The 21,115-nt window shown below is 67.5% G+C and carries 18 protein-coding genes; 13 read left to right on the forward strand and 5 right to left on the reverse strand.

Translation table 11 applies throughout. From position 1 onward, the window contains the following. Positions 1-81 precede the first annotated feature (81 nt). From V6Z91_RS21655 to V6Z91_RS21700, 10 genes are all read left to right on the forward strand, one after another. Positions 82-1,191, forward strand: a complete 1,110-nt coding sequence (locus V6Z91_RS21655) for a muconate/chloromuconate family cycloisomerase (protein WP_338771994.1) — start codon at positions 82-84, stop codon at positions 1,189-1,191. 10 nt (positions 1,192-1,201) lie between these two features. Then, positions 1,202-1,492 carry a muconolactone Delta-isomerase gene (gene catC / locus V6Z91_RS21660; protein WP_338761026.1) on the forward strand — a complete coding sequence of 97 codons (291 nt, stop codon included), beginning with the start codon at positions 1,202-1,204 and terminating at the stop codon, positions 1,490-1,492. Positions 1,493-1,515: 23 nt separating this feature from the next. Next, positions 1,516-2,436 carry a catechol 1,2-dioxygenase gene (catA, locus tag V6Z91_RS21665; RefSeq protein ID WP_338761029.1) on the forward strand — a complete coding sequence of 307 codons (921 nt, stop codon included), beginning with the start codon at positions 1,516-1,518 and terminating at the stop codon, positions 2,434-2,436. 20 nt (positions 2,437-2,456) lie between these two features. Continuing rightward, positions 2,457-3,803 (forward strand): benzoate 1,2-dioxygenase large subunit, encoded by a 1,347-nt coding sequence (gene benA, locus V6Z91_RS21670; RefSeq protein WP_338771997.1) that lies wholly within the window; start codon positions 2,457-2,459, stop codon positions 3,801-3,803. Beyond that, positions 3,800-4,291, forward strand: a complete 492-nt coding sequence (gene benB, locus V6Z91_RS21675; RefSeq protein ID WP_338761034.1) for a benzoate 1,2-dioxygenase small subunit — start codon at positions 3,800-3,802, stop codon at positions 4,289-4,291. The genes benA and benB overlap by 4 nt, the downstream gene beginning before the upstream one ends. A gap of 25 nt (positions 4,292-4,316) precedes the next feature. Beyond that, positions 4,317-5,333 (forward strand): benzoate 1,2-dioxygenase electron transfer component BenC, encoded by a 1,017-nt coding sequence (gene benC / locus V6Z91_RS21680; RefSeq protein WP_338761037.1) that lies wholly within the window; start codon positions 4,317-4,319, stop codon positions 5,331-5,333. A gap of 1 nt (position 5,334) precedes the next feature. Next, the gene (locus V6Z91_RS21685; protein ID WP_338761040.1) at positions 5,335-6,114 is read left to right on the forward strand and encodes a 1,6-dihydroxycyclohexa-2,4-diene-1-carboxylate dehydrogenase; all 780 of its coding nucleotides are present in this window, start codon (positions 5,335-5,337) and stop codon (positions 6,112-6,114) included. Further along, complete coding sequence (gene pcaD, locus V6Z91_RS21690) at positions 6,111-6,902, forward strand: 3-oxoadipate enol-lactonase (RefSeq protein WP_338761043.1); 792 nt, start codon at positions 6,111-6,113, stop codon at positions 6,900-6,902. The genes V6Z91_RS21685 and pcaD overlap by 4 nt, the downstream gene beginning before the upstream one ends. 122 nt (positions 6,903-7,024) lie before the next feature. Beyond that, entirely contained in the window at positions 7,025-8,371 is a 1,347-nt protein-coding gene (locus tag V6Z91_RS21695; protein WP_338761046.1) for an MFS transporter, read from the forward strand. A 167-nt stretch (positions 8,372-8,538) separates the two neighbouring features. Then, positions 8,539-10,761, forward strand: a complete 2,223-nt coding sequence (locus V6Z91_RS21700) for a family 1 glycosylhydrolase (RefSeq protein ID WP_338761049.1) — start codon at positions 8,539-8,541, stop codon at positions 10,759-10,761. Between the two features lie 131 nt (positions 10,762-10,892). On the opposite strand, the gene V6Z91_RS21705 is transcribed toward V6Z91_RS21700, so the two are convergent. From V6Z91_RS21705 to V6Z91_RS21725, 5 genes are all read right to left on the reverse strand, one after another. Beyond that, positions 10,893-12,515, reverse strand: a complete 1,623-nt coding sequence (locus tag V6Z91_RS21705) for a family 43 glycosylhydrolase (protein WP_338761052.1) — start codon at positions 12,513-12,515, stop codon at positions 10,893-10,895. A 10-nt stretch (positions 12,516-12,525) separates the two neighbouring features. After that, positions 12,526-15,444 carry a TonB-dependent receptor gene (locus tag V6Z91_RS21710; RefSeq protein WP_338761056.1) on the reverse strand — a complete coding sequence of 973 codons (2,919 nt, stop codon included), beginning with the start codon at positions 15,442-15,444 and terminating at the stop codon, positions 12,526-12,528. 283 nt (positions 15,445-15,727) lie between these two features. Beyond that, complete coding sequence (locus V6Z91_RS21715; RefSeq protein WP_338761059.1) at positions 15,728-15,931, reverse strand: hypothetical protein; 204 nt, start codon at positions 15,929-15,931, stop codon at positions 15,728-15,730. 2 nt (positions 15,932-15,933) lie between these two features. Further along, a complete protein-coding gene (locus tag V6Z91_RS21720) occupies positions 15,934-17,190 on the reverse strand; it encodes a hypothetical protein (RefSeq protein ID WP_338761061.1) in 1,257 nt (418 codons plus the stop codon). Position 17,191: 1 nt separating this feature from the next. Continuing rightward, positions 17,192-18,715 carry an MBOAT family protein gene (locus V6Z91_RS21725; protein ID WP_338761063.1) on the reverse strand — a complete coding sequence of 508 codons (1,524 nt, stop codon included), beginning with the start codon at positions 18,713-18,715 and terminating at the stop codon, positions 17,192-17,194. 195 nt (positions 18,716-18,910) lie between these two features. Here V6Z91_RS21725 and V6Z91_RS21730 point away from each other — a divergent pair, with 195 nt between their 5' ends. From V6Z91_RS21730 to V6Z91_RS21740, 3 genes are all read left to right on the forward strand, one after another. Further along, positions 18,911-19,708 (forward strand): FRG domain-containing protein, encoded by a 798-nt coding sequence (locus V6Z91_RS21730; protein ID WP_338761065.1) that lies wholly within the window; start codon positions 18,911-18,913, stop codon positions 19,706-19,708. Between the two features lie 86 nt (positions 19,709-19,794). Continuing rightward, a complete protein-coding gene (locus V6Z91_RS21735) occupies positions 19,795-20,442 on the forward strand; it encodes a TetR/AcrR family transcriptional regulator (protein WP_338761067.1) in 648 nt (215 codons plus the stop codon). 96 nt (positions 20,443-20,538) lie between these two features. Continuing rightward, positions 20,539-21,108, forward strand: a complete 570-nt coding sequence (locus V6Z91_RS21740) for a dihydrofolate reductase family protein (RefSeq protein WP_338761069.1) — start codon at positions 20,539-20,541, stop codon at positions 21,106-21,108. Positions 21,109-21,115 lie beyond the last annotated feature (7 nt).

Genomic DNA, 21,115 nt, shown 5'->3' on the forward strand with positions numbered 1-21,115 from the left:
AAAATATACCAAATCAGTGTTGGACCGGGACTTTTTGCAGGCCTATTGTATCCATACCGACGCGAACCATACTGAATGAATATGATTTCCCATATCGAAACCCTGCTCGTGGATGTGCCGACGATCCGCCCCCACAAGCTTTCCGTGGCCACCATGAACGTGCAGACGCTGGTGCTGGTGCGGATCCGCTGCCGTGATGGCATCGAAGGCTGGGGCGAGGCCACCACGATCGGCGGCCTGGCCTATGGCGAGGAAAGCCCGGAAAGCGTGAAGACCAATATCGACACGCATATCGCCCCGCTCCTCGTCGGCATGGAGGCGAGCGCCGTCGCCAAGGCCATGGCCAAGGTGCGCAAGGCGGTCCAGGGCAACCGCTTCGCCAAGTGCGCCATCGAGACGGCGCTGCTCGATGCCCAGGGCCGCCGGCTGGGCGTGCCCGTCAGCGAATTGCTGGGCGGTCGCGTGCGCGACCGCCTGCCGGTCGCGTGGACGCTGGCTTCCGGCGATACGGCGAAGGATATCGCCGAAGCGGAACGGATGCTGGAACAGCGCCGCCACTGCATCTTCAAGCTGAAGATCGGCCTGCGCGCCGTGCATGACGACGTGGCGCACGTGCTGGCTATCAAGCGGGCGCTGGGCGACAAGGCCAGCGTGCGCGTCGACGTCAATCAGGCCTGGAGCGAATTGCAGGCCATGCGCGGCGTCGCCGCCTTGCAGGACGGCGGCATCGACCTGGTCGAACAACCCGTCCGCGCCGAGAACCGTGATGCCATGCGCCGCCTGGCGCGGCGCTTCGACGTCGCGCTGATGGCCGACGAAGCCCTGCACGGGCCCGTCGACGCGTGGAACATGGCCCGCACCGAGGCGGCGGACGTGTTCGCCGTGAAGATCGCCCAGTCCGGCGGGCTGCTGCCGGCGCAGCAGGTGGCGGCCGTGGCCCAGCAGGCCGGCATCGGCCTGTACGGCGGCACGATGCTCGAAGGCGGCATCGGCACGGCTGCCGCGGCCCAGCTGTGCGCCACGTTCGCGGACCTGTCGTGGGATACCGAATTGTTCGGCCCCTTGCTCCTCACCGAGGAAGTGCTGCGCGAACCGCTGGTGTACCGCGACTTCATGCTGGAAGTACCAACCGGCCCCGGCCTGGGCGTGACGATCGATACCGACAAGCTGCGCGCGTTGCAGAGAAAGTAAGGAGACCACGATGCTGTTCCATGTCCGTATGGATGTGCACCTGCCGCCATCCATGCCGCCCGACCAGGCGGCGCAACTGAAGGCCGATGAAAAGGCGCTGGCCCAGCGCCTGCAGGAAGAGGGCAAATGGCGCCACCTGTGGCGCATCGCCGGCCAGTACGCCAACGTCAGCATCTTCGACGTGGCCGGCAACGAAGAGCTGCATGCGCTGCTGATGTCGCTGCCGCTGTTCCCTTATATGAAGATCGAGGTCGCGCCGCTGTGCCGGCACCCGTCCTCGATCCGTACCAACGACCTGTAACCCGATAAATCAAGGAGACGAGCATGACGCATAACGACATCGACAAACTGGTGCACAGCTGGATCGTGGCGGCGGCCGACCGGCCGGCCGACCCGCGCGTGCGCGACATCACGGTGCGCCTGGTGGGCGACCTGTGCAAGGCCATCGAAGACCTCGATATCCAGCCCGCCGAGTTCTGGAAGGGCCTGGAATTCCTGTCCGCCGCCGGTGCGGCGAACGAGCTGGGCCTGCTGGCGCCGGGCCTCGGCCTGGAACGCTTCCTCGACATCCGCGCCGACGAGGCCGATGCGAAGGCCGGCATCGAAGGCGGCACGCCGCGCACGATCGAAGGCCCGCTGTACGTGGCCGGGGCGCCCGTTTGCCACGGCTGCGCACGGCTCGACGATGGAACCGAGGCGGAGCAGGGCGAGGTGCTGTTCATGCAGGGCACCGTGTACGGAGACAACGGCACGCCGGTACCCGGCGCGCGAGTCGAGGTGTGGCATGCGAACCTGCTGGGCAATTACTCGCACTTCGACCGCACGCAATCGCCGTTCAACCTGCGCCGCACGATCGTGGCGGACGAGCAGGGCCGGTATCGGCTCCGCACCATCATGCCGAAGGGGTACGGCTGTCCGCCGGGCGGCAGTACGGCCACCTTGCTGGACCTGCTGGGCCGCCACGGCCAGCGCCCCGCGCACATCCACTTCTTCGTCTCCGCCGAGGGCCACCGCAAGCTGACCACGCAGATCAATATCGATGGCGACGAGTACCTGTGGGACGACTTCGCCTTCGCCAGCCGGGAGGGCCTCGTGCCCCCGGTGGTGCGCGTCAGCGATCCGGCCGCCATTGCCGCGAAGGGGCTCGACAAGCCGTTCGCCTCGATCGATTTCGATTTCAGCCTGCACGCCGACAGTGCCGCCGCGCCGGCCACCGAAGTCGAACGCCTGCGCGCCGCCGCCTGAAGGAGAGCGTCATGACTGCCATTATTCCGATCCATCCCGCCCGTCGTTCCATGGAGGGCTTGCTGGTCGAGGATGAAGCGAAAGGCGACTACCGCCTGCGCCGCAGCGCCTTCACCGACCCGGCCCTGTTCGAACTGGAGATGAAGCACATCTTCGAGGGCAACTGGATCTACCTGGCCCACGAGAGCCAGGTCCCGAACAACAACGATTACTACACGACGCACATCGGCCGCCAGCCGGTGTTCATCGCCCGCAACAAGCAGGGCGAGCTGAATGCCTTCATCAATGCGTGCAGCCACCGTGGCGCGCAGCTCTGTCGCCACAAGCGCGGCAACAAGGCGACCTATACCTGCCCGTTCCATGGCTGGACGTTCAACAACAACGGCAAGCTGCTGAAGGTGAAGGACCCGGAAGGCGCCGGCTATCCGGAGTGCTTCAACAAGGAAGGCTCGCACGACCTGAAGCGCGTGCCGAAGTTTGCCAGCTATCGCGGCTTCCTGTTCGGTAGCCTGAATGCCGACGTGGTGCCGCTGGAAGCGTTTCTCGGCGAGGCGGGCAAGATCATCGACATGATCGTCGACCAGTCGCCCGACGGCCTGGAAGTGCTGCGCGGCTCGTCCACCTACACGTTCAACGGCAATTGGAAGCTGCAGGCCGAGAATGGCGCGGACGGCTACCACGTGTCCGCGGTGCACTGGAACTACGCGGCCACCACGAACCGCCGCAAGGAAGCGGGCATCGACGCGATTCGCGCCATGGATGCCGGCAAGTGGGGGCGGCAGGGCGGCGGCTTCTACGCCTTCGAACACGGCCATATGCTGCTGTGGACGCAGTGGTCGAATCCCGAGGACCGGCCGAATTACCCGCGGCGCGGCGACTACGCGGCGAAATACGGCGAGCCGATGTCGCGCTGGATGATCGAGCGCTCGCGCAACCTGTGCCTGTACCCGAACGTGTATCTGATGGACCAGTTCGGATCGCAGATCCGCCTGCTGCGGCCCATCTCGGTAGACAAGACCGAAGTGACGATCTACTGCATCGCGCCGAAAGGGGAATCGGACGACGCGCGAGCCCGCCGCATCCGCCAGTACGAGGACTTCTTCAACGTCAGCGGCATGGCCACGCCGGACGACCTGGAGGAATTCCGGGCCTGCCAGACCGGCTACGCCGGCGCCGCGATGGAATGGAACGACATGTGCCGCGGCGCGAAGCACTGGATCAAGGGGCCGGACGAAGCCGCCCGGGAAATCGGCCTGCAACCCGTGATGTCCGGCGTGCGCACCGAGGATGAAGGGCTGTACACCGTGCAGCACCGCTACTGGCTGGACGTGATGAGCAAGGCTTTGATGCCGGAGGGACAGCCATGAACGACGCCACGATGGAGGATATCGCCGCATTCCTGTACCGCGAGGCCCGGTTGCTGGACGACGAGCAGTGGGACGAGTGGCTCGAGTGCTACCACCCGGAAGCGCTGTTCTGGATGCCTTCCTGGGACGACGACGGCAGGCTGGTGACGGACCCGCGGCGCGAGATTTCGCTGATCTACTACCCGAGCCGGCAGGGGCTGGAGGACCGCGTGTTCCGGATCAAGACGGAACGCTCCAGCGCCACGGTGCCCGATACGCGCACGAGCCACAACATCGCCAATATCGAGGTCGAGTCGCGCGAGGGCAGCACTGTGACCGTGCGCTTCAACTGGCACACGCTGAGCCACCGCTACCAGACGGATTTCGGTTACTTCGGCATGTCCCGCTACGTGATCGATTTTGGCGGCGCGCAGCCGCGCATCCTGGACAAGTACGTCGTGCTGAAGAACGACTACATCCACCAGGTCATCGACGTGTACCACATTTGATTACTTTACAACGAGGAGACGGGTGATGGAGACGCACCGCATCGCCTTGCAGTTCGAGGACGGGATCACCCGCTTCATCGCCTGCAACGACAACGAAAAACTGTCCGACGCCGCCTACCGGCAAAAGGTCAATATCCCGCTCGATTGCCGCGATGGCGCCTGCGGCACCTGCCGCGCCTTCTGCGAATCCGGCCGCTACGACATGCCGGAGGAAAGCTATATCGCGGATGCGCTGGAAGCGGAGGACGCGGCGCGGGGCTACATCCTGGCCTGCCAGTGCCGGCCGACTGCAGATTGCGTGATCCGCATTCCCGCCACGTCGGCGTCGTGCAAGTCCGGCGCCGGCATGTTCGAGGGCACGATCGCCTCGGTCGAGCATCTGTCCGCCTCGACCATCGCGTTCGCCATCGACCTCGATGGCGAAATCCCCGATTTCCTGCCGGGTCAATACGTGAACGTGCGGATTCCCGGCACGGACCTGACCCGCTCGTACTCGTTCAGCTCGCCGCCGGGCGGGCGGCAGGCGCGCTTCGTCGTGCGCAATGTGCCGGGCGGCCGGATGAGCCGGTACCTGGCGCGCGAAGCGGCACCGGGCCAGGCCATCGGCTTCGCTGGCCCGTACGGCAGCTTTTACCTGCGCCCGGTGCAGCGGCCGTTGTTGATGCTGGCGGGCGGCACGGGCATCGCGCCTTTCCTGTCGATGCTCGACGTGCTGGCGCGGCGAGGATTCACCCATCCGGTGCGGCTGGTGTACGCGGTGACGAACGACCACGACCTCGTTGGCCTCGAGCAGCTCGACCGGATTGCCGCGGCGCACCCGGACTTCAGCTACGTCACGACGGTAGCGGCGGCGGACAGCACGCATCACCGCAAGGGGTACGCGACGGCGCACGTGGAACCGGGCTGGATGAATGGCGGCGATGTCGACGTCTACCTGTGCGGCCCCGTTCCGATGGTGGACGCGGTGCGCAACTGGTTCACGGATACGGGTGTGTCGCCGGTCGGCTTCCACTTCGAGAAATTCTCATCCACGGGGGTGTGAGATGGACCAGCGCTTCAAGGACAAGGTGGTCGTGGTCACCGGCGCGGCCCAGGGCATCGGCCGCGGTGTGGCATTGCGCGCGGCGCGCGAGGGAGCGCACCTGGTGCTGGCCGACCGCGCCGAACTGGTGCGGCAGGTGGCGGTCGAATGCGCCGACCTGAAGGCGCCGGTATCGGTAGTGCTGGCCGATCTGGAGACGTACGCCGGGGCGCGCGCTGCGATCGACACGGCACTGGCCGGTTTCGGCCGGGTCGACGTCTTGGTCAACAACGTGGGCGGCACGATCTGGGCCAAGCCTTACCAGGAATACGAGGAGGAACAGATCGAGGCGGAGATCCGGCGCTCGCTGTTCCCGACGCTGTGGTGCTGCCGCGCCGTGCTGCCGGCGATGATCGAACAGGGACAGGGCGCCATCGTCAACATCTCGTCCATCGCCACGCGCGGCATCTACCGCATCCCGTATTCGGCGGCCAAGGGCGGCATCAATGCGCTGACGGCCAGCCTGGCACTCGAGCATGCGCAGGATGGCATCCGCGTCAATGCCGTCGCCACGGGTGGCACCGAGGCGCCGCCGCGAGTGGTGCCGCGCAACCCGGACCCGCTGAGCGCACGGGAGCAGGCGTGGTACCAGGGCATCGTCGACCAGACGATCGCCAGCAGCGCCATGCACCGCTACGGCACCATCGACGAGCAGGTGGGCGCCATCCTGTTCCTTGCCTCCGACGAGGCATCGTACATCACGGGCAGCGTGCTGCCCGTCGGCGGGGGGGACCAGGGATGACGCATGGAACGGACACGGCGCACCTGAACGGTCACGCATGCCGCTACCGCGTCGATGGCGACCGGAGCAAGCCGGCACTGCTGATGTGTAATTCGCTGGGCACCGATCACACGATGTGGAATGCCCAGGCGAACGCGCTGTCGGGCCACTTTCATCTGATCCGCTATGACGCGCGCGGGCACGGCGGATCGGGCAGCCCGCCGGGCCCCTACAGCCTCGAGATGCTGGCCAACGACGCGTTGGCGCTGCTGGATCACCTGGCCATTCGCAGTGCCCACGTGGTGGGCCTGTCGATGGGCGGACTGGTGGCGCAATGCCTGGGCATTTACGCGCCGCACCGGGTGCGGCGGCTGGTATTGGCCAACACCGCATCTCGGATCGGCACCGGGGAAGGCTGGCGCGGCCGGGCGGCGGCGGTGCGGGCGGGCGGCCTGGCCGATATCGCCGCGAGCGCGCCGGCGCGCTGGTTCATGCCGGCCTTCGCCGCCGAGTACCGCGCGCTCGTCGAACCCCTGCAGCGCGCCCTGCGGCACCAGGCGGCGGAAGGCTACGCGGCCTGCTGCGACGCCCTGGCCGCCGCGGACCTGCGCGACGAGGTCGGGGCGATCCGCGCGCCGGTACTCGTGATCGCCGGCGACGCCGATCCGGTGACGACGGTTGCCGATGGCGTCGACCTGTGCACGCGCATTCCCGACGCGAAGCTGGTCACGCTGCCGGCCTCGCACCTGTCGGCCATCGAGGTCCCCGCCGCCTTCACGCGCGAATTGTCGAGCTTTCTTCAACCCTGATATCGGCCGTGACCGATGCCGTGCGGCCCCACTTCCAGGCTGCGGCGACGGCACGCGCCGTGCCGCTGCCGCCATCCTGCCGATTCGCACACAAGTATCCACAACCATAAAGGAGACACATCATGCGGCAAATCGACCTGCAGCAACTCGCGGATGACGCCAGCTTCAACCGCTTCCACGCCAGGATTCTGGGGTGGTGCGCCCTCGTCATTGTCTGCGACGGCTACGATCTCGCCGTGGCAGGGATCGCGCTGCCCGCAATCATGCGCGATATGGGCGTGACGGCGCAAAGCGCCGGCTTCATGGTCAGCTCGGCCCTGTTCGGCATGATGATCGGCGCCATCTTCCTGGGCACGGTCGCCGACCGCATCGGACGGCGCGCCGCCATCGCCATCTGCCTGGCGCTGTTTTCCGGCTTCACGGCGGCGGCGGGCATGACGGACGATCCCTATGTCTTCAGCGCCATGCGCTTCCTGGCCGGCCTGGGCATCGGCGGCGTGATGCCGAACGTGGTGGCGCAGATGACGGAGTACGCGCCGAAACGCCTGCGCGCCACGCTCGTGACACTGATGTTCTCCGGCTACGCGGTGGGCGGCATGCTGGCCGCGCTGCTGGGAAAAGGGATGATCGAGGCGTGGGGCTGGCAATCCGTGTTCCTGGCCGCCGGCGTTCCGATCGTGCTGATTCCCTTCGTGCTGAAGTCGCTGCCCGAATCGCTGCCGTTCCTGTTGCGGGCGGGGCGGCTGGACGAGGTTGCGTCCATTGCGCGGCGGCTCGACCCGTCGTGCACGGCGCAGTGCGGCGACAGCTTTGCCTTGCCGGCGGCGGAGCGGCCTTCCGGTGCGCCGATCCGGCAACTGTTCGCCGACGGGCGAGGCTTTTCCACCGCGATGTTCTGGATCGCCTTCTTCATGTGCCTGTTCATGGTGTATGCCTTGAGTTCCTGGCTCGCCAAGCTGATGGCCGGGGCAGGGTACAGCCTCGGTTCGGCCTTGACCTTCGTGCTGGTGCTGAACTTCGGCGCCGTGATCGGCGCGGTGGGCGGCGGCTGGCTGGCCGACCGCTTCCATATCAAGTACGTGCTGGTGGCGATGTACGCGCTCGCCGCCGTGTCGATCACGCTGCTCGGTTATCCGGTACCGACGCCCGTGCTGTTCCTGCTGGTGGGGCTGGCCGGGGCGTCGACGATCGGCACGCAGATCGTTACCTATGCGTATGCGGGGCAGTTCTATCCGGCGGCCGTGCGCGCCACCGGCATCGGCTGGGCGTCCGGCGTGGGGCGCAGCGGCGCGATCCTGGCGCCGATCGCGATCGGCACGCTGGTCGGCCTGGCGCTGCCGCTGCAGCACAATTTCGCCGCCATCGCCGTGCCGGCGGTGATTGCCACCGTGGCCGTGGCGCTGATCCGGCACGAACGGTCGGCCGTCGCTGTCCTGAACAGTGAGCCGGCGCGGGCGGCGGCGGGTTGACCATCAGGCGATGTTGCCTTGTGAACGTCAGTTTTTTGTAAGTGTTTATAGGAGAGGTTCGCGTCGTCCCACGGGGTTTAGTCCGACAAGCGTGTTGTCCCTCGGCCCACGCCGGCCTGTACCGTACAGTTCTAAAGTAAGGGCGGGTCAACACTGGAGATTAAAACATGAGTCACGACGTGAACAATTCCGCCCCCCTCGAACTGTGGGGCGGCCTCGAATGCACGATCAACCGCGTGTCGGACCAGTATTTCAGCCAGATGGAGCGCAACGGCCACCGCGGGCGACTGGAGGACATCGACCGCTTCGCGTCGCTGGGAATCAAGGCCGTGCGGTATCCGGTACTGTGGGAATGCACCGCGCCGGACGGTCCCGAATCGGCCGACTGGTCCTGGTCCGACGCCCGGCTGCCGCGCCTGCGCGACCTGGGCGTGGAACCGATTGCCGGGCTGGTGCACCACGGCAGCGGGCCGCGCCATACGAGTCTGATTTCGCCATGCTTCCCCGAGAAACTGGCCGAATTTGCCGGCGCCGTGGCGCGCCGCTACCCCTGGCTGACGTATTACACCCCCGTCAATGAACCGTTGACGACGGCGCGGTTCTCGGGCCTGTCCGGCGTGTGGTATCCCCATGCCAAGTCCGAAGAAGCGTTCGTGCGGGCGCTGATGAACCAGTGCCGCGCCACCGTGCTGGCCATGCGCGCCATCCGCGAGGTGAACCCGGAGGCGAAGCTGGTGCAGACGGACGACCTGTCGCGCACCTACGGCACGCCCGAGATGGCGCACCTGGTCGAGTTCTTCAATGAAAGGCGCTGGCTGTCCTGGGACCTGCTGTGCGGCATGGTGGGGCCGGAACACGCGCTGTGGGACTTCATGCTCAAGTCGGGTGCCGATCCGGAGGAACTGCAGTGGTTGCGCGACAATCCCTGCCCGCCGGACATCATCGGCGTCAATTACTACATCACCAGCGAGCGCTGGCTGGACCACCGCGTCGAAGGCTTCCCGGCCAGCCACGTGCACGAATACAAGGGCGTCAAGCATGCGGACATGGAAACGGCCCGCGTGCTGGCCAACCCCACGCGCGGCATCGGGCCGCTGCTGGGCGAGGTGTGGGAACGCTACAAGCTGCCCGTGGCGATCACCGAGGCGCACATCGACGCGCACCGCGAAGACCAGATGCGCTGGCTGCGCGAGATCTGGCAGGCCGCCGACGCCCAGCGCGCCGCCGGTGCCGATATCCGTGCCGTCACCGTGTGGGCACTGCTGGGGTCCTTCGACTGGAATTGCCTGGTGACGGCCTGCCACGGCTATTACGAGCCGGGGCCGTTCGATGTGCGCGGTGCCGAGCCGCGCCCCACGGCGGTGGCCGACATGATGCGGCGCCTCTCGAGCGGCCGCGAACTGGACCACCCGGTGATGCGCGGCAGCGGCTGGTGGCACCGTCCCGGGCGTTTCCTGTGCCAGCCGGTAGCGGCACCCGCCGTGACGGCGTCGCTGACCGAGCGGCAGCAGGCGAAGGCGCCGATGCCGCCGATCCTCGTCGCCGGTGCCAGTGGCGCGCTGGCGCGTGCCTTCGCCGCCCGCTGCAAGGCGCGTAACCTGCCTTGCGTGCTGGCCGGGCGCGATTCGATGGATGCCACCGACCCGGCAGCCGTGGAGCGGATGATCCGCCAGCACCGGCCGTGGGCGATCGTCAACGCGGCCGGGGCCCGGCCGCCGGAGCCGGGCATGACGGAAGTGGGGCAGACGGAAGAGCAGTATCGCGCCCATGTCAACGGCGCCGTCGTGCTGGCGCTGGCCGCGGCGCGGCACGGGCTGCCGTACCAGGTGTTCTCGAGCACGGCGGTGCTGGCCGGGGTGGAAGGGCGCCGTGACGAGGCGGCGACGCCGGTGCCGCTGGATGCCTTCGGCCGCTGCCAGGCCGAGGCGGAGCGCCGCGTGCTGGGTGCCAATCCGCAGGCGCTGATCGTGCGCAGCGGCCAGTTCTTCAGTGCCGACGGCGACGTCGGCCTGCTGGGCCGCGCGCTGGCCGCCCTGCGTGAAGGCAAGCCGGTGGCGCTGCCGCCCGACCTGACGCTCGCGCCGAGCTACCTGCCGGACCTCGTCGACGCGTGCCTCGACCTGGCGGTGGACGGCGAGCGCGGTATCTGGCACCTGGCCAACCACGCGGGCGTGGCCGCCATCGACCTGGTCTCGCGCGCCGCCATGCTGCTGGGCCTGGGCGCCATGCTGGTCCAGCACGAAGTCGACGAGGTGGACGTCGCCCCCGTGCTCGAAACCCGCCGCGGCGCACTGCTGCCGACGCTCGACTACGCGCTGGCCCGCTTCGCTGCCGCCAGCCAGGCCGCCGCCGTCGAACGGCGCAGCGCCCCGCGCGCCGGCCGCGGGTGAGGCAAGGATTTCGCGGAGCACCGCTCCGCGCCTGCCGAACGCCCCAGCCATGCAGGGCTGGGCCTCCGAGGCCACAGCCGAGCCCGTGTCTCGTGGGGTCAGACCCCAGTGACACGAGCTCGGCAGTAATGCTAGGCGAACGCGCGATACCGGAAGTTGCGGAAGCGGGCTTCGCCGGTGCCGGCGGCGTACAGGGCGGGTTTCAGGGACATGAAGCCGCCGCGCACGTTGTGGTGGTAGCCGGACACTTCATACCCCCGCGGCCCGCGCACCCACGTCTTGCCGTCGCCGGAAAGGTGGATGCTGACCACGTGCCTGCGGTTGCGCACGCGCAGGAAGACGCGTCGGCCGTACGGGTTGGCCGGGGTGCCGTGCTCGGTGCCGTAGCGGTGCAGGATCAGGTTCTTCTCTTCGAAGCCCATGCCGCAGTACAGCTTGTGGTCGTAGAACAGCAGCAGGCCCGCGCGCGTGCCGGGATCGACTTCGATCTCGCATTCCACTTCGTAGTCCTGGTCCGGTACCACGAACACGAGCGGCGACGAGTCCGAAGGCATCTGGCCACGCGCCTTCAGGTGCATCGCGCCAGCGCGGCGCGCCAGGCGCTTCGCCTCGTCCGGCGCCGGATTGAAGAAGTTCCACTGGATGCCGTATTTGTCGGTCGAAAAGTCGTCCGACAGCGGCATGCCGTGCCCCGTATCGTCAATACGATCCGAGCTCGCCACGGGCTTGCGCAGAGGTTGCGACAGGTCGCCGCCGCCGAAGTCGGGCCAGCCGTCCGCCGACCACGTCACCGGCGCCAGCAGGCACTGCCGCCCCAGCGTCCAGAAGCCGTTCTCGTAGCCGTGGTAGACGCTCCACCAGTCGCCCGCCGGCCCCTGCACCAGGGTGGCATGGCCGCGCGACCACCATTTCTCGGCCACGTCGGTGGTGCGCACCAGCGGGTTGCGTGGATGGTGTTCCCACGGCCCGTGGATCGACTTCGAGCGCGCCGCGATCACCATATGCCCGGTCGGCGGGCCGGACGTGCCGCCCACGGCCAGGATCAGGTAGTAATAGCCGTTGTGCCGCAAGACCTTCGGACCTTCGGGCGAGAAGGCTTCCACTTCCCAGTCGTCCGGATAGCGCCAGGGCTCGTACACTTTTTCCGGCTTCCCCACCGTCTTCAGGCCGTCGTCGGACAGCCGCACCCGGTCCACGCCCGATAGAAACAGCCAGCGCGAGCCGTCCTCGCCCACGGCGTGCCCGGGATCGATGTGCCGCGGCAGGTCCAGGTCGATCGGGTCCGACCAGGGTCCCTCGATCCGCTCGGCCCAGATCACCCACGACGTGGTCTTGGAGCCGGGCACCGCCGTCTTCTTCGTCGGGATATACAGGTAGTAGCGCCCCTTGTGCTTGCACAGCTCCGGCGCCCACACGGACCCGATGTTACGGTGCAGCGTGGCGGTCACGGGCCGCCAGTTCACCAGGTCCTTCGAATGCCAGATCACGAGGCCCGGATAGGCATCGAAGGTGGAAAAGGTCATGTAGTAATCGTCGCCATCCTTCAGGATCGACGGATCGGGACGGTCGCCCGCCACGATCGGATTGAGGAAGGTGCCGTTTCCGAGATCCGGCTTGCGCTGGCCTTCGAAGCCTTTTCCCCAGGCGGGGGTTGCGGCGGGTGAGCAGGCCGCCGCGGCCGGGGAGGGCGCGCCCGCCCCCAGCAGCAGCGTGCCAAGGCCCGCCGACTTCATCGCATCGCGTCGCGAAACCATCGTGCCGGCCTCAGAACTTGTAGCGCATGCCGAGCAGGTACTCGCGGCCCGTCACGTTGTGCACGTTCACGCTGTTGCGCACGCTGCCCACGTACTGGTCGCTCGGTTCGTTCGTGAGGTTGACGCCTTCGAACGTGACCTCGAGCTTGTCATTGATTTTGTAGGACATCGACAGGTCTACGTTCGTGGTTTCGTTCTTGCCCGCCACGTCGTTGTTGTTCTGCGCCGGCACCGTCTGCAGGTAGGCCGAGCGGTAGGCCCCGGTCAGGCGCGCGCTGAAGCGGCCGTCGTCGTAGTACAGCGTGGTGTTCCACGATTTCGGCGACAGGTTCACCAGGTCGTTGCGCACCGTTCCGCTGTTGGCGGTGGTGGCCGAGATGATGTAGTCGATCTTCGACGACACCTTCGTGTAGTTGGCGATCACGCCGAAGTTGCGGCCCCAGGCCGGCAGGAACGTGAACGGCTGCTGGTAATTCAGTTCGAAGCCGCGCAGCTTGCCGCCCGGGGTGTTGCGGAAGCTCGTCACGTCGAACATCTCGGTGCCGGTGAAGTTCGCCGGCAGCAGCGACAGCGGCAGGCCGGTCTGGTTGTACGGCATCGACTCGCGCACGGCCTGCACGTAGTTGCTGATGTTCTTCTGGAACAGGCCCAGGCCCACGAAGGCCTTGTTCGGGAAGTAGTACTCGAACGAGGCGTCGAAGGTCTTGGCGCGGAAGGGCGCCAGCAGCGGGTTGCCGGAGGAGACGCCCAGCGCGCCGACGGTGCTCACGCTGCCGCCGGGATTCAGGTTGCCCAGCGGCGGACGCGACATCACCTTGGCCGCGGCCAGGCGCACCAGGAAGTCCGGCGTCACGTTGGCCGTCACGTTGAACGCCGGCAGGAAGTCCTTGTAGTCGTGTTCCACCGTCACCGGGGTGCCGCCGCCAGCGGCCTGGTAGCCCGTGGCCGTGAGCTTCGTCTTCACGTAGCGGCCGCCCAGGTTGCCGCGCAGCGGCAGGCCCCACAGCTCGGCGTCGAAGTCGCCCTGCAGGTACACGCCGTTGTCCTGTTCCTTGATCGCCCGGTTGTTGCCGCGCGCGCTGGCGTTCGACAGCGAGGTCAGCGTGAAGTCGCCGGGGCCGTTGGCGGGACCGGTCTTCAGGCAGTTGCAGTAGGCGTCATACAGCGAGGTGATGGCGCCGATGTTCGGCATCACCCAGCTGGTTGCCGTCCCGGCCGGCAGGTCCTGGCCGGTGCCGAAGCCCGACATCACGGTCGCCAGGCTGTTGATGTCGGTGCCGGCCGGCAGGCCATAGATCGACTCGGACGTGTTCGCGCGGCGGAATTCCCACGTGTTGAACTTGTAGCGCTTGGCGTTCACGCCGGCCTTGAACGTCCATGTGTCGGTGGCGCGCCAGGCCAGGTCGGCGCTCAGCACGTCGTTGGTATTTTCCGTGCCCGCCGGGCGGATGCGGATCTCGCTGGGCAGCGCATTGGCCGCCGTGGTGGCGCCGGCCGGCACGCCGTAGATGCCCAGCACACCGGCTTTCGCCACGTCGAACGGGTACGTGATCACGGGCAGCCGGTCGTTCTGGCGGAAGTCGACCACGTAGCCGTTCACGTTCGGCGCATCGAACGTGACGGTGGTCTGGATCGGGTTCTCGAACTTCGATTTCGCATGGCCCAGTGCGGCCGTCAGGCGCCAGTCCTCGTTGATCTGGTGCGAGAGGTTCAGCGTCGGTTGCACGAAGCGCGTCTGCATCTCGTCGTAGCGCGATTCGGAGCGGATGTCCACGCCGTTGAACACGCCGTAGGTCATGCGGCCCAGGGCGTCGTACTGCACGTCCACCACGGAAGTCTGCGGCTTGCCGCCCGAACTGAGGTTGCGCGAGAACGAGAAGCCTTCGATGTAGTTCTCCTCGCGGGTCGCGTCGAGGTCGGCGTACAGCAGGTCGAGCGACAGGCGCGTGCCGCGTTGCGGCTTCCATTCGAACGACGCCGTCACGCCCAGGCGGTCCTGGTCGTGCACCATGCGGCCGTAGCGCGGGAAGCGCGGGTGGTAGTTGTTCGGGTTGCTGGCCGCGTTGTACGCGGCAATGTATTCAGGGGTGCCCGGCAGGCGCTGCGAGGCGGGGAAGCCCGGCGCGCTGGTACTGCAATTGGGCGACGTGGACGTGCCCACGCCCATCGGCGCGCACCAGCCGCCCACGGAAGGGCCGTTGTCCCAGCGTCCCGTCGAGAAGCCGTCCTCGTACAGGTTGCGGCGGCTGTAGGCTACCGAGACCAGGTAACCCATGGTGTTGTTGTTGAACGTGTCCGAGATCATGAACGCGCCGCGCGGGTCGGTCTTCTTGGACAGGTCGTTGTAGCGGCCCTTGAGCATGGCCGTGGCGTTGAAGCCGCGCTTGGCCAGGTCGAAGGGGCGCATCGTCTGCAGGTCGACGGTGGCGCCCAGCGAGCCTTCCTCCACTTCGGCCGCGGAACTCTTGCGCACCGTGAGCGATGAAAACAGTTCGGAAGCGAAGACATTGAAGTCGAAGCCGCGGCCCCGGTTGGTCCCGCCGCTGTTGTCGCTGCCGCCCGTGGTGGCCAGCGCCTCGATGCCGTTGATGCGCACGCGGGTAAAGTCCTGGCCCAGGCCGCGGACCGTGATGCTGCGGCCTTCGCCGGCATCGCGATCGATCGCCACACCCGGCACGCGCTGCAGCGATTCGGCCAGGTTCGTGTCCGGGAACTTGCCGATATCCTCGGCCTTGATGACGTCGACGATGCTGTTCTCGGTGCGCTTGGCATTGAGCGCGCTTTCCAGCGACGCCCGCAGGCCCGTCACGACCACGGTCTGCGTTTCGGCCGGCGCCTGTTGTGCCTGCGCCTGCGCGTGGGCATTGCCCATCGCCAGCACGGCCGAAGCGATTGCCGTCAGTTTCAGTGCGTATTTGCTGCTGTGCATCCAAGTCTCCTGTTCTGATTTTGTTCCGGATTTCAACGCCTGCGGCGCGCACGACCCTGGGTGTGCGCGGCCTCCATCATTGCGGAGCTCGTTTGCTTATACAAATAACTAAAACGAATAGTTAACAAGGAAAACGATAACCCAGCCTTCCTTTCGCGCTAACTTCGGTCAAAATGCTGGCAAGTTTATCAATCTTGGGCGCCGACAAAAATCGCTGGGAAAACGATGTGGTCGGGCCAGACGCGATTCTGTCAGACCAGTGACGTGTTTTTGCAACGAGTGGTCAGACCAGCTCACGGCGCCGGATGGGCCGGCCCAGCCGGCGGCCGGCGCTGGAATAGGCGCGGTTGCACGTCGCGCTCGTCGTGACCGTGTGGCTGCTGGCGGCCTGGGCGACCTGGAATGCCCTGAGGGCGTCGTAGGCACCGCGGGCGTGGGGAAACCGTGAACGGGGCGTTGCCGCCGTCACGCGGCAACGGTGGCGCACGCCTACTCGAGGGCCGCCGTATGCAGCCGCGCCGCCGGCTGGCGCCGTGCCAGCTCGCGGGCGGCGTCGCGCGCTACCCCGTCGAAGAGGGATGGCTGGCGCGCCGCGCAGCGCGCACGCTCGCCGGCGATGCGGTGCCGGTTCGCCGCCAGGGTCTCCCGCTCGAGCCGCACGCCGAAACCGGCAGGCACGCCGTCGGCCGCGGTGCCGAGCACGCGCGCCACCAGCAAGTCGCCCAGCGCCGGCTTGAAGTGGCCCGCTTCCCAGTACCAGCGCGTGCGTGCCTTGCTGCCCGGCGGCGGAATGGGCTCGCACTGGATCGGGCCAAATCCGGAGAAATCGTGCACCGCGATGCGCGCGGCCGGGTGGCGCCGCCGGCCCGCCTCGGCTTCCTGGACGAGGATTTCCTTCCAGGCCTCGAAGCGGGGCCACGCGCTGGCGTGCTCGAACAGCGCCAGCAACTGCGCATGATAGGGGTAGATGACGAGGTCGACGTCCACGGCCGGTTGGGCGGCCGCGGCGGTGTCGATGAGCTGCGCCACATGCGCGCGCACGGCCGCCCCGTGCAAGCCGCCTTGCGCCATGGCGGCGAGCTTGCGCGTGTTCTCGGCGGCGCGCTGGCTGAACAGCGCGGCATAGCCTTCCGTCGCCGCCGCCTGGTGGTATTGCAGCAGCGGATTATGCCCACGCAGGGTGGCCATCGCGGCCTCCGGCCGGCTCTGGATCGCCACCGTCACCAGCGCATCCTTCAACGAGACGAACGAGTACAGCGCATCGGCGCGCCACACGTGGGCGCGCCACCCTTGCGTGGCTGGCGGGAGAGGCGGCACCACGGTGGCCGGGTGCACCGGGCGGTCCGTCAGCACATCGACGAACTCTACCCCGGCGATGACGCGCCGGGGTGCATGGCCGCCGGCGGCGAGGTGGCGCAACTGGCCGATGGTCACCTCCATGCTGGTACCGGCCAGCGCAAGGTTGAACGCGTTGGTTCCGGCAAGCGGCGCGCCCTCGGGATCGACGCCGACCTCCATGCGCGAGTTGCCGGTCACGACCAGCTCGGGGCGAAAGCGTTCGGCGCGGGCCAGCCGGATTTCATTGCGGTACCGTTCCACGGGCGGCTTCACGCGGTTCAGGCCCGGCACGTCGGCAAGCCCGTACAGGCCATACGGGTCGACGAGCGCGACGAACCCGGCGGCGGCGACGCTGGCCAGGGCCATCGTGCCGAACATCCAGCGCAGGTAATGACGGTGTGCGTCCATGTCAGAACTGGAAATACAGGAAATCGGTGGGCCGGTTCAGCGACAGCACGCCGGCAAGGGCCAGCGCGCCTGCCAGTACCGCATGGCGGCGGGCGGGCCGCCATGCCAGCCGCGCGCCATCGGCGTCCAGGGCATCCAGCGCGGGTGCGAAGCGGTGCATGATCTGCTGCGTGTTCGGCATCGCGAAGGCGATGGCACCGGCGGCGGCCACCCAGCACCAGGTCTCGACGAAGCGCGCCGTCCCCCCCTGGTACCAGCCGATGCCGATGGCGTCGAGCGCACCCTTCAGCCAGCCCAGATGGGCGCCGAGCGTGGCCGGCAGCTCCACGCCGTGCAGGCCGGCCATGCCCGCGAGGATGGGCATGGCCGTGGCCAGGTCCGGCGCACGGAAGAATACCCAGGCCACGCAGACGGCGGCAAAGGTCAGCGCCCAGCCGGCGAGCCTGCCGGGTAGGCCGCCGCGCCAGCCCATGCGCTGCGCGAAGCCGCGCCATGCCTGGGCGATAACGAGGTACAGGCCATGCAGGCCGCCCCAGATCACGTAGTTCCAGCCGGCGCCGTGCCACAGGCCGCCCAGCAGCATCGTCGCCATCAGGTTGGCGGAGCGTCGCGCCGCGCCCTTGCGATTGCCGCCCAGCGGGATGTACAGGTAGTCGCGCAGGAAGCGCGACAGCGTCATGTGCCAGCGGCGCCAGAACTCCATGATCGAGGCGGCCTTGTAGGGGGAGGCGAAGTTCAGCGGCAGCCGCACGCCGAACAGCCGGGAAAGGCCGATGGCCATGTCGGAATAGCCGGAAAAGTCGAAGTACAGCTGGAAGGCGTAGGCCAGCACGCCGCCCCAGGCCACCAGCAGCGACACGCCCTGCGGCTCGGCGAACAGCACGTTCGCATGCGGCGCCAGGTTGTCGGCGACAAGGACCTTCTTGGCCAGTCCGATGAAGAAGATCGTCGCGCCGACCGCGAAGTTGTCGAAGTGCGGCCAGCGGTTCCTCTCGTTGGCGAACTGCGGCATCATCTCGCCGTGGTGCAGGACCGGGCCCGCGACCAGGTGTGGGAAATAGGTCACGAACAGCAAATAATGGAGGAAGCGGCTTTCGCTGACGTGGCCGCGCGCGGTGTCGACCAGGAAGGCGATCTGGGTGAAGGTGAAAAACGAGATCCCGATCGGCAGGACGATGTGCAAGGCGGGCAGTTGCCAGCCCGTCGCTTGCGCCACGCTGGCGGCGAAGAACCCGGCATATTTGTACCAGCCCAGCAGGGCAAGATTGCCGGCCAGCGCCGCGACCAGCCAGCGCTGACGCGCGGCGCCCCCGGCCGCGCGGATCTGCAGCGAGCATGCGTAATTGCCGGCGATCGAGGCGAGCAGCAGCGGCAGGTAGCGCATGTCCCACCACGCATAGAAGAACAGCGAGGCGAGTGCCAGCACGAGGTTGCCGTACTCGCGGCCGCGCCGCGCGGCGGCGAAGTACGCCAGCAGGACGACGGGCAGGAAGCCGAACAGGAACGCGTGCGAATTGAACAGCATGATCCTCGGGGTGCGAGATGGACTGTTGGTTATTATAAGTTCGGCAATTTGTTCGTTGCCAATGATTATTGGTTTGCGACCGGTTCGGCGTTGTCGCGAAGGTACGGCGCTACCCGCCGCACGAATCGGCACCCGGGCCGGCAACCGCCGGGCGGCCTCGGTTACACTCTCCTACCTCGTTTCGCCACCGCCGCCATGGAAGAAATCACCGCCGCCACCTGGACCGACTTCATGCTGCTCAGCGCCGAGCTCGATGGCTGGGCGTTCCGTGGCCAGCAGGATGCGCGCTGGCCGCTGCTGACCTCGCTGTCGCGCTACCTGAACGCCTATGTGCCGGACGGGACCAGCTGGCGCATGCGCGAGGAGCGGGCCATCCGCATCTTTCGTCGCAAGGCCCACAACTATCTCGACAACCCGGCCGTGCTGGACAATGCGCTGCGCTGCCTCGCCCTGATGCAGCACCACGGCGCGCCCACGCGGCTGCTCGACTTCACCAAGTCGCCGTTCGTGGCCATGTTCTTCGCGCTGGAACGGGCCACGCGCGACGCCGCCATCTATGCCTTGAACACGCCCCGCCTGTGGAGCGCGGCGCCGCGCGGGCAGCCCGGCATGGACCGCAATGCCATCGATCCTCGACTGTCCGGTAATTTCGCCCGGCTGTTCCTGCCGAACACGAACGCGATCATCTGGACGGGCGAGCCCACCGAGATGGACCGCCGGCTGGTGGCGCAGTCGGGCACGCTGGTGGTGCCGGGCATGCTCGACAAGCCGCTCGACGAGATCCTGCGCCACTATGCCGACAGCGCCACGCTGCTCAAGAAGATCGTGCTGCCGATCGGCATCCGCGAAGAGGCAATGAAGGCGCTGTACCGCATGAACATCACGAACGCCACGCTGTTCCCCGACCTGGACGGGCTGGCGCGCTCGATCGGCATGGAACTGGAAATGGAGTGGCCGGGCGTGGCGGGCAGCCCGGTGCACGGCGACCTGTGAACCCACGCCGCGCCGATCCAACCGTGCTCCGTTCCCTCACGGCATTGCATTGGCTATAATCGGGCACCCTCGTTTCCATGAGATCCATGCCTTCCACTATCGCCCATGCCCGCGTGCCCAAGCAGGGCCGCAGCCGCCAGTCGTTCGAGCGCATCATCGAGGCGACCATCGAGCTGCTGCGCGAACGCGCCTACGACCAGATCACGCTGGCCGAGATCTGCCAGCGCTCCGGCGTGTCCACCGGTTCGCTGTACGGCCGCGTGGATGGCAAGGATGACCTGCTGCGCGTGGTGCAGGTGCGCTTCCTGGAACGCCTGGCCGAGCAGTTCAGCGAGGAAGAGGCGCGCATCGCCGCCGGCGCGCAAGGACTGGCGCAGGTGGTGCCGGCCGTCGTCACGGGCCTGGGCAACCTGCTGCAGGAAAACGCCAGCGTGCTGCGCTCGTTCATGCTGCGCGGCGCCGTGGACGAGGTGATCGGCGCGGCCGGCAAGAAGTCGGCGCTGGAAAACCATGCCAAATTCATCCAGCTCGTGCTGTCGTGCCGCGACGAGATCCGCCACCCGGACCCGGAGCGCGCCGTCGAAACGGGCATGCTGCTGATCTACGCCACGCAAGCGCGCTTCCTGGGCCTGGACAGCACCGGGCGCCTCGACGAAGCGGGCAGCTGGAAGCAGTTGCTGGCCGACCTGTCGGACATGATGCTGGCCTTCCTGCTGTTCGTGCCCAGGCGCTGATGCCGGCCGGGCTGGCCGCGCTATACTGTACGCCCCGTTGACCATGCGCCGGGAGCCCGCGCCCGGCACGACTTGCGATCCAGGAGCCGCGACCAGATGAAGACCCAATACTACACGGCGACCAGCCTCGATGGCTTCATCGCCACCGAGGACGATTCCATCGACTGGCTGTTCCCCCTCGGCGAGATCGGCGCGTCCAGCTACCCGGCATTCATCGCCGAGGTGGGCGCGCTGGCGATGGGTTCCACCACCTATGAATGGATGCTGCGCCATGCCGACAAGGTGGCCGAGGAGACCGGTTCGCCCTGGCCCTACACGCAGCCGGCGTGGATTTTCTCGAGCCGTTCCCACCAGGCCGTCGCCGGCGCCGACATCCGCTTCGTGAGCGGCGACGTGCGCGGCGTGCATGCCGACATGGTGGCCGCCGCCGGCGGCAAGAATGTGTGGATCGTGGGCGGCGGCGACCTGGCCGGCCAGTTCCATGATGCCGGCCTGCTCGACGAGTTGATCCTGCAGGTCGGCTCCGTCACGCTGGGCAAGGGCCGGCAGCTGTTCCCGCGCCGGGTGCTCAGCCCCGTGCTGAAGCTCCAGTCGGTGCGCCAGATCGGCACCAGCATGGTCGAGCTGCGCTACGACATCGGCAAGGACACGCCGGCCGGCGGCTAGGCAGCGC

The organism is Massilia sp. METH4 (assembly GCF_037094685.1).
Taxonomy (GTDB): domain Bacteria; phylum Pseudomonadota; class Gammaproteobacteria; order Burkholderiales; family Burkholderiaceae_D; genus Rugamonas.

Bases quoted from the DNA above. Each gene is read 5' to 3' on its own strand.
- V6Z91_RS21655 (WP_338771994.1), top strand. From the start codon at position 82: ATGATTTCCCATATCGAAACCCTGCTCGTGGATGTGCCGACGATCCGC.
- catC (WP_338761026.1), top strand. From the start codon at position 1,202: ATGCTGTTCCATGTCCGTATGGATGTGCACCTGCCGCCATCCATGCCG.
- catA (WP_338761029.1), top strand. From the start codon at position 1,516: ATGACGCATAACGACATCGACAAACTGGTGCACAGCTGGATCGTGGCG.
- benB (WP_338761034.1), top strand. From the start codon at position 3,800: ATGAACGACGCCACGATGGAGGATATCGCCGCATTCCTGTACCGCGAG.
- benC (WP_338761037.1), top strand. From the start codon at position 4,317: ATGGAGACGCACCGCATCGCCTTGCAGTTCGAGGACGGGATCACCCGC.
- V6Z91_RS21685 (WP_338761040.1), top strand. From the start codon at position 5,335: ATGGACCAGCGCTTCAAGGACAAGGTGGTCGTGGTCACCGGCGCGGCC.
- pcaD (WP_338761043.1), top strand. From the start codon at position 6,111: ATGACGCATGGAACGGACACGGCGCACCTGAACGGTCACGCATGCCGC.
- V6Z91_RS21695 (WP_338761046.1), top strand. From the start codon at position 7,025: ATGCGGCAAATCGACCTGCAGCAACTCGCGGATGACGCCAGCTTCAAC.
- V6Z91_RS21700 (WP_338761049.1), top strand. From the start codon at position 8,539: ATGAGTCACGACGTGAACAATTCCGCCCCCCTCGAACTGTGGGGCGGC.
- V6Z91_RS21705 (WP_338761052.1), bottom strand. From the start codon at position 12,515: ATGGTTTCGCGACGCGATGCGATGAAGTCGGCGGGCCTTGGCACGCTG.
- V6Z91_RS21710 (WP_338761056.1), bottom strand. From the start codon at position 15,444: ATGCACAGCAGCAAATACGCACTGAAACTGACGGCAATCGCTTCGGCC.
- V6Z91_RS21720 (WP_338761061.1), bottom strand. From the start codon at position 17,190: ATGGACGCACACCGTCATTACCTGCGCTGGATGTTCGGCACGATGGCC.
- V6Z91_RS21725 (WP_338761063.1), bottom strand. From the start codon at position 18,715: ATGCTGTTCAATTCGCACGCGTTCCTGTTCGGCTTCCTGCCCGTCGTC.
- V6Z91_RS21730 (WP_338761065.1), top strand. From the start codon at position 18,911: ATGGAAGAAATCACCGCCGCCACCTGGACCGACTTCATGCTGCTCAGC.
- V6Z91_RS21735 (WP_338761067.1), top strand. From the start codon at position 19,795: ATGCCTTCCACTATCGCCCATGCCCGCGTGCCCAAGCAGGGCCGCAGC.
- V6Z91_RS21740 (WP_338761069.1), top strand. From the start codon at position 20,539: ATGAAGACCCAATACTACACGGCGACCAGCCTCGATGGCTTCATCGCC.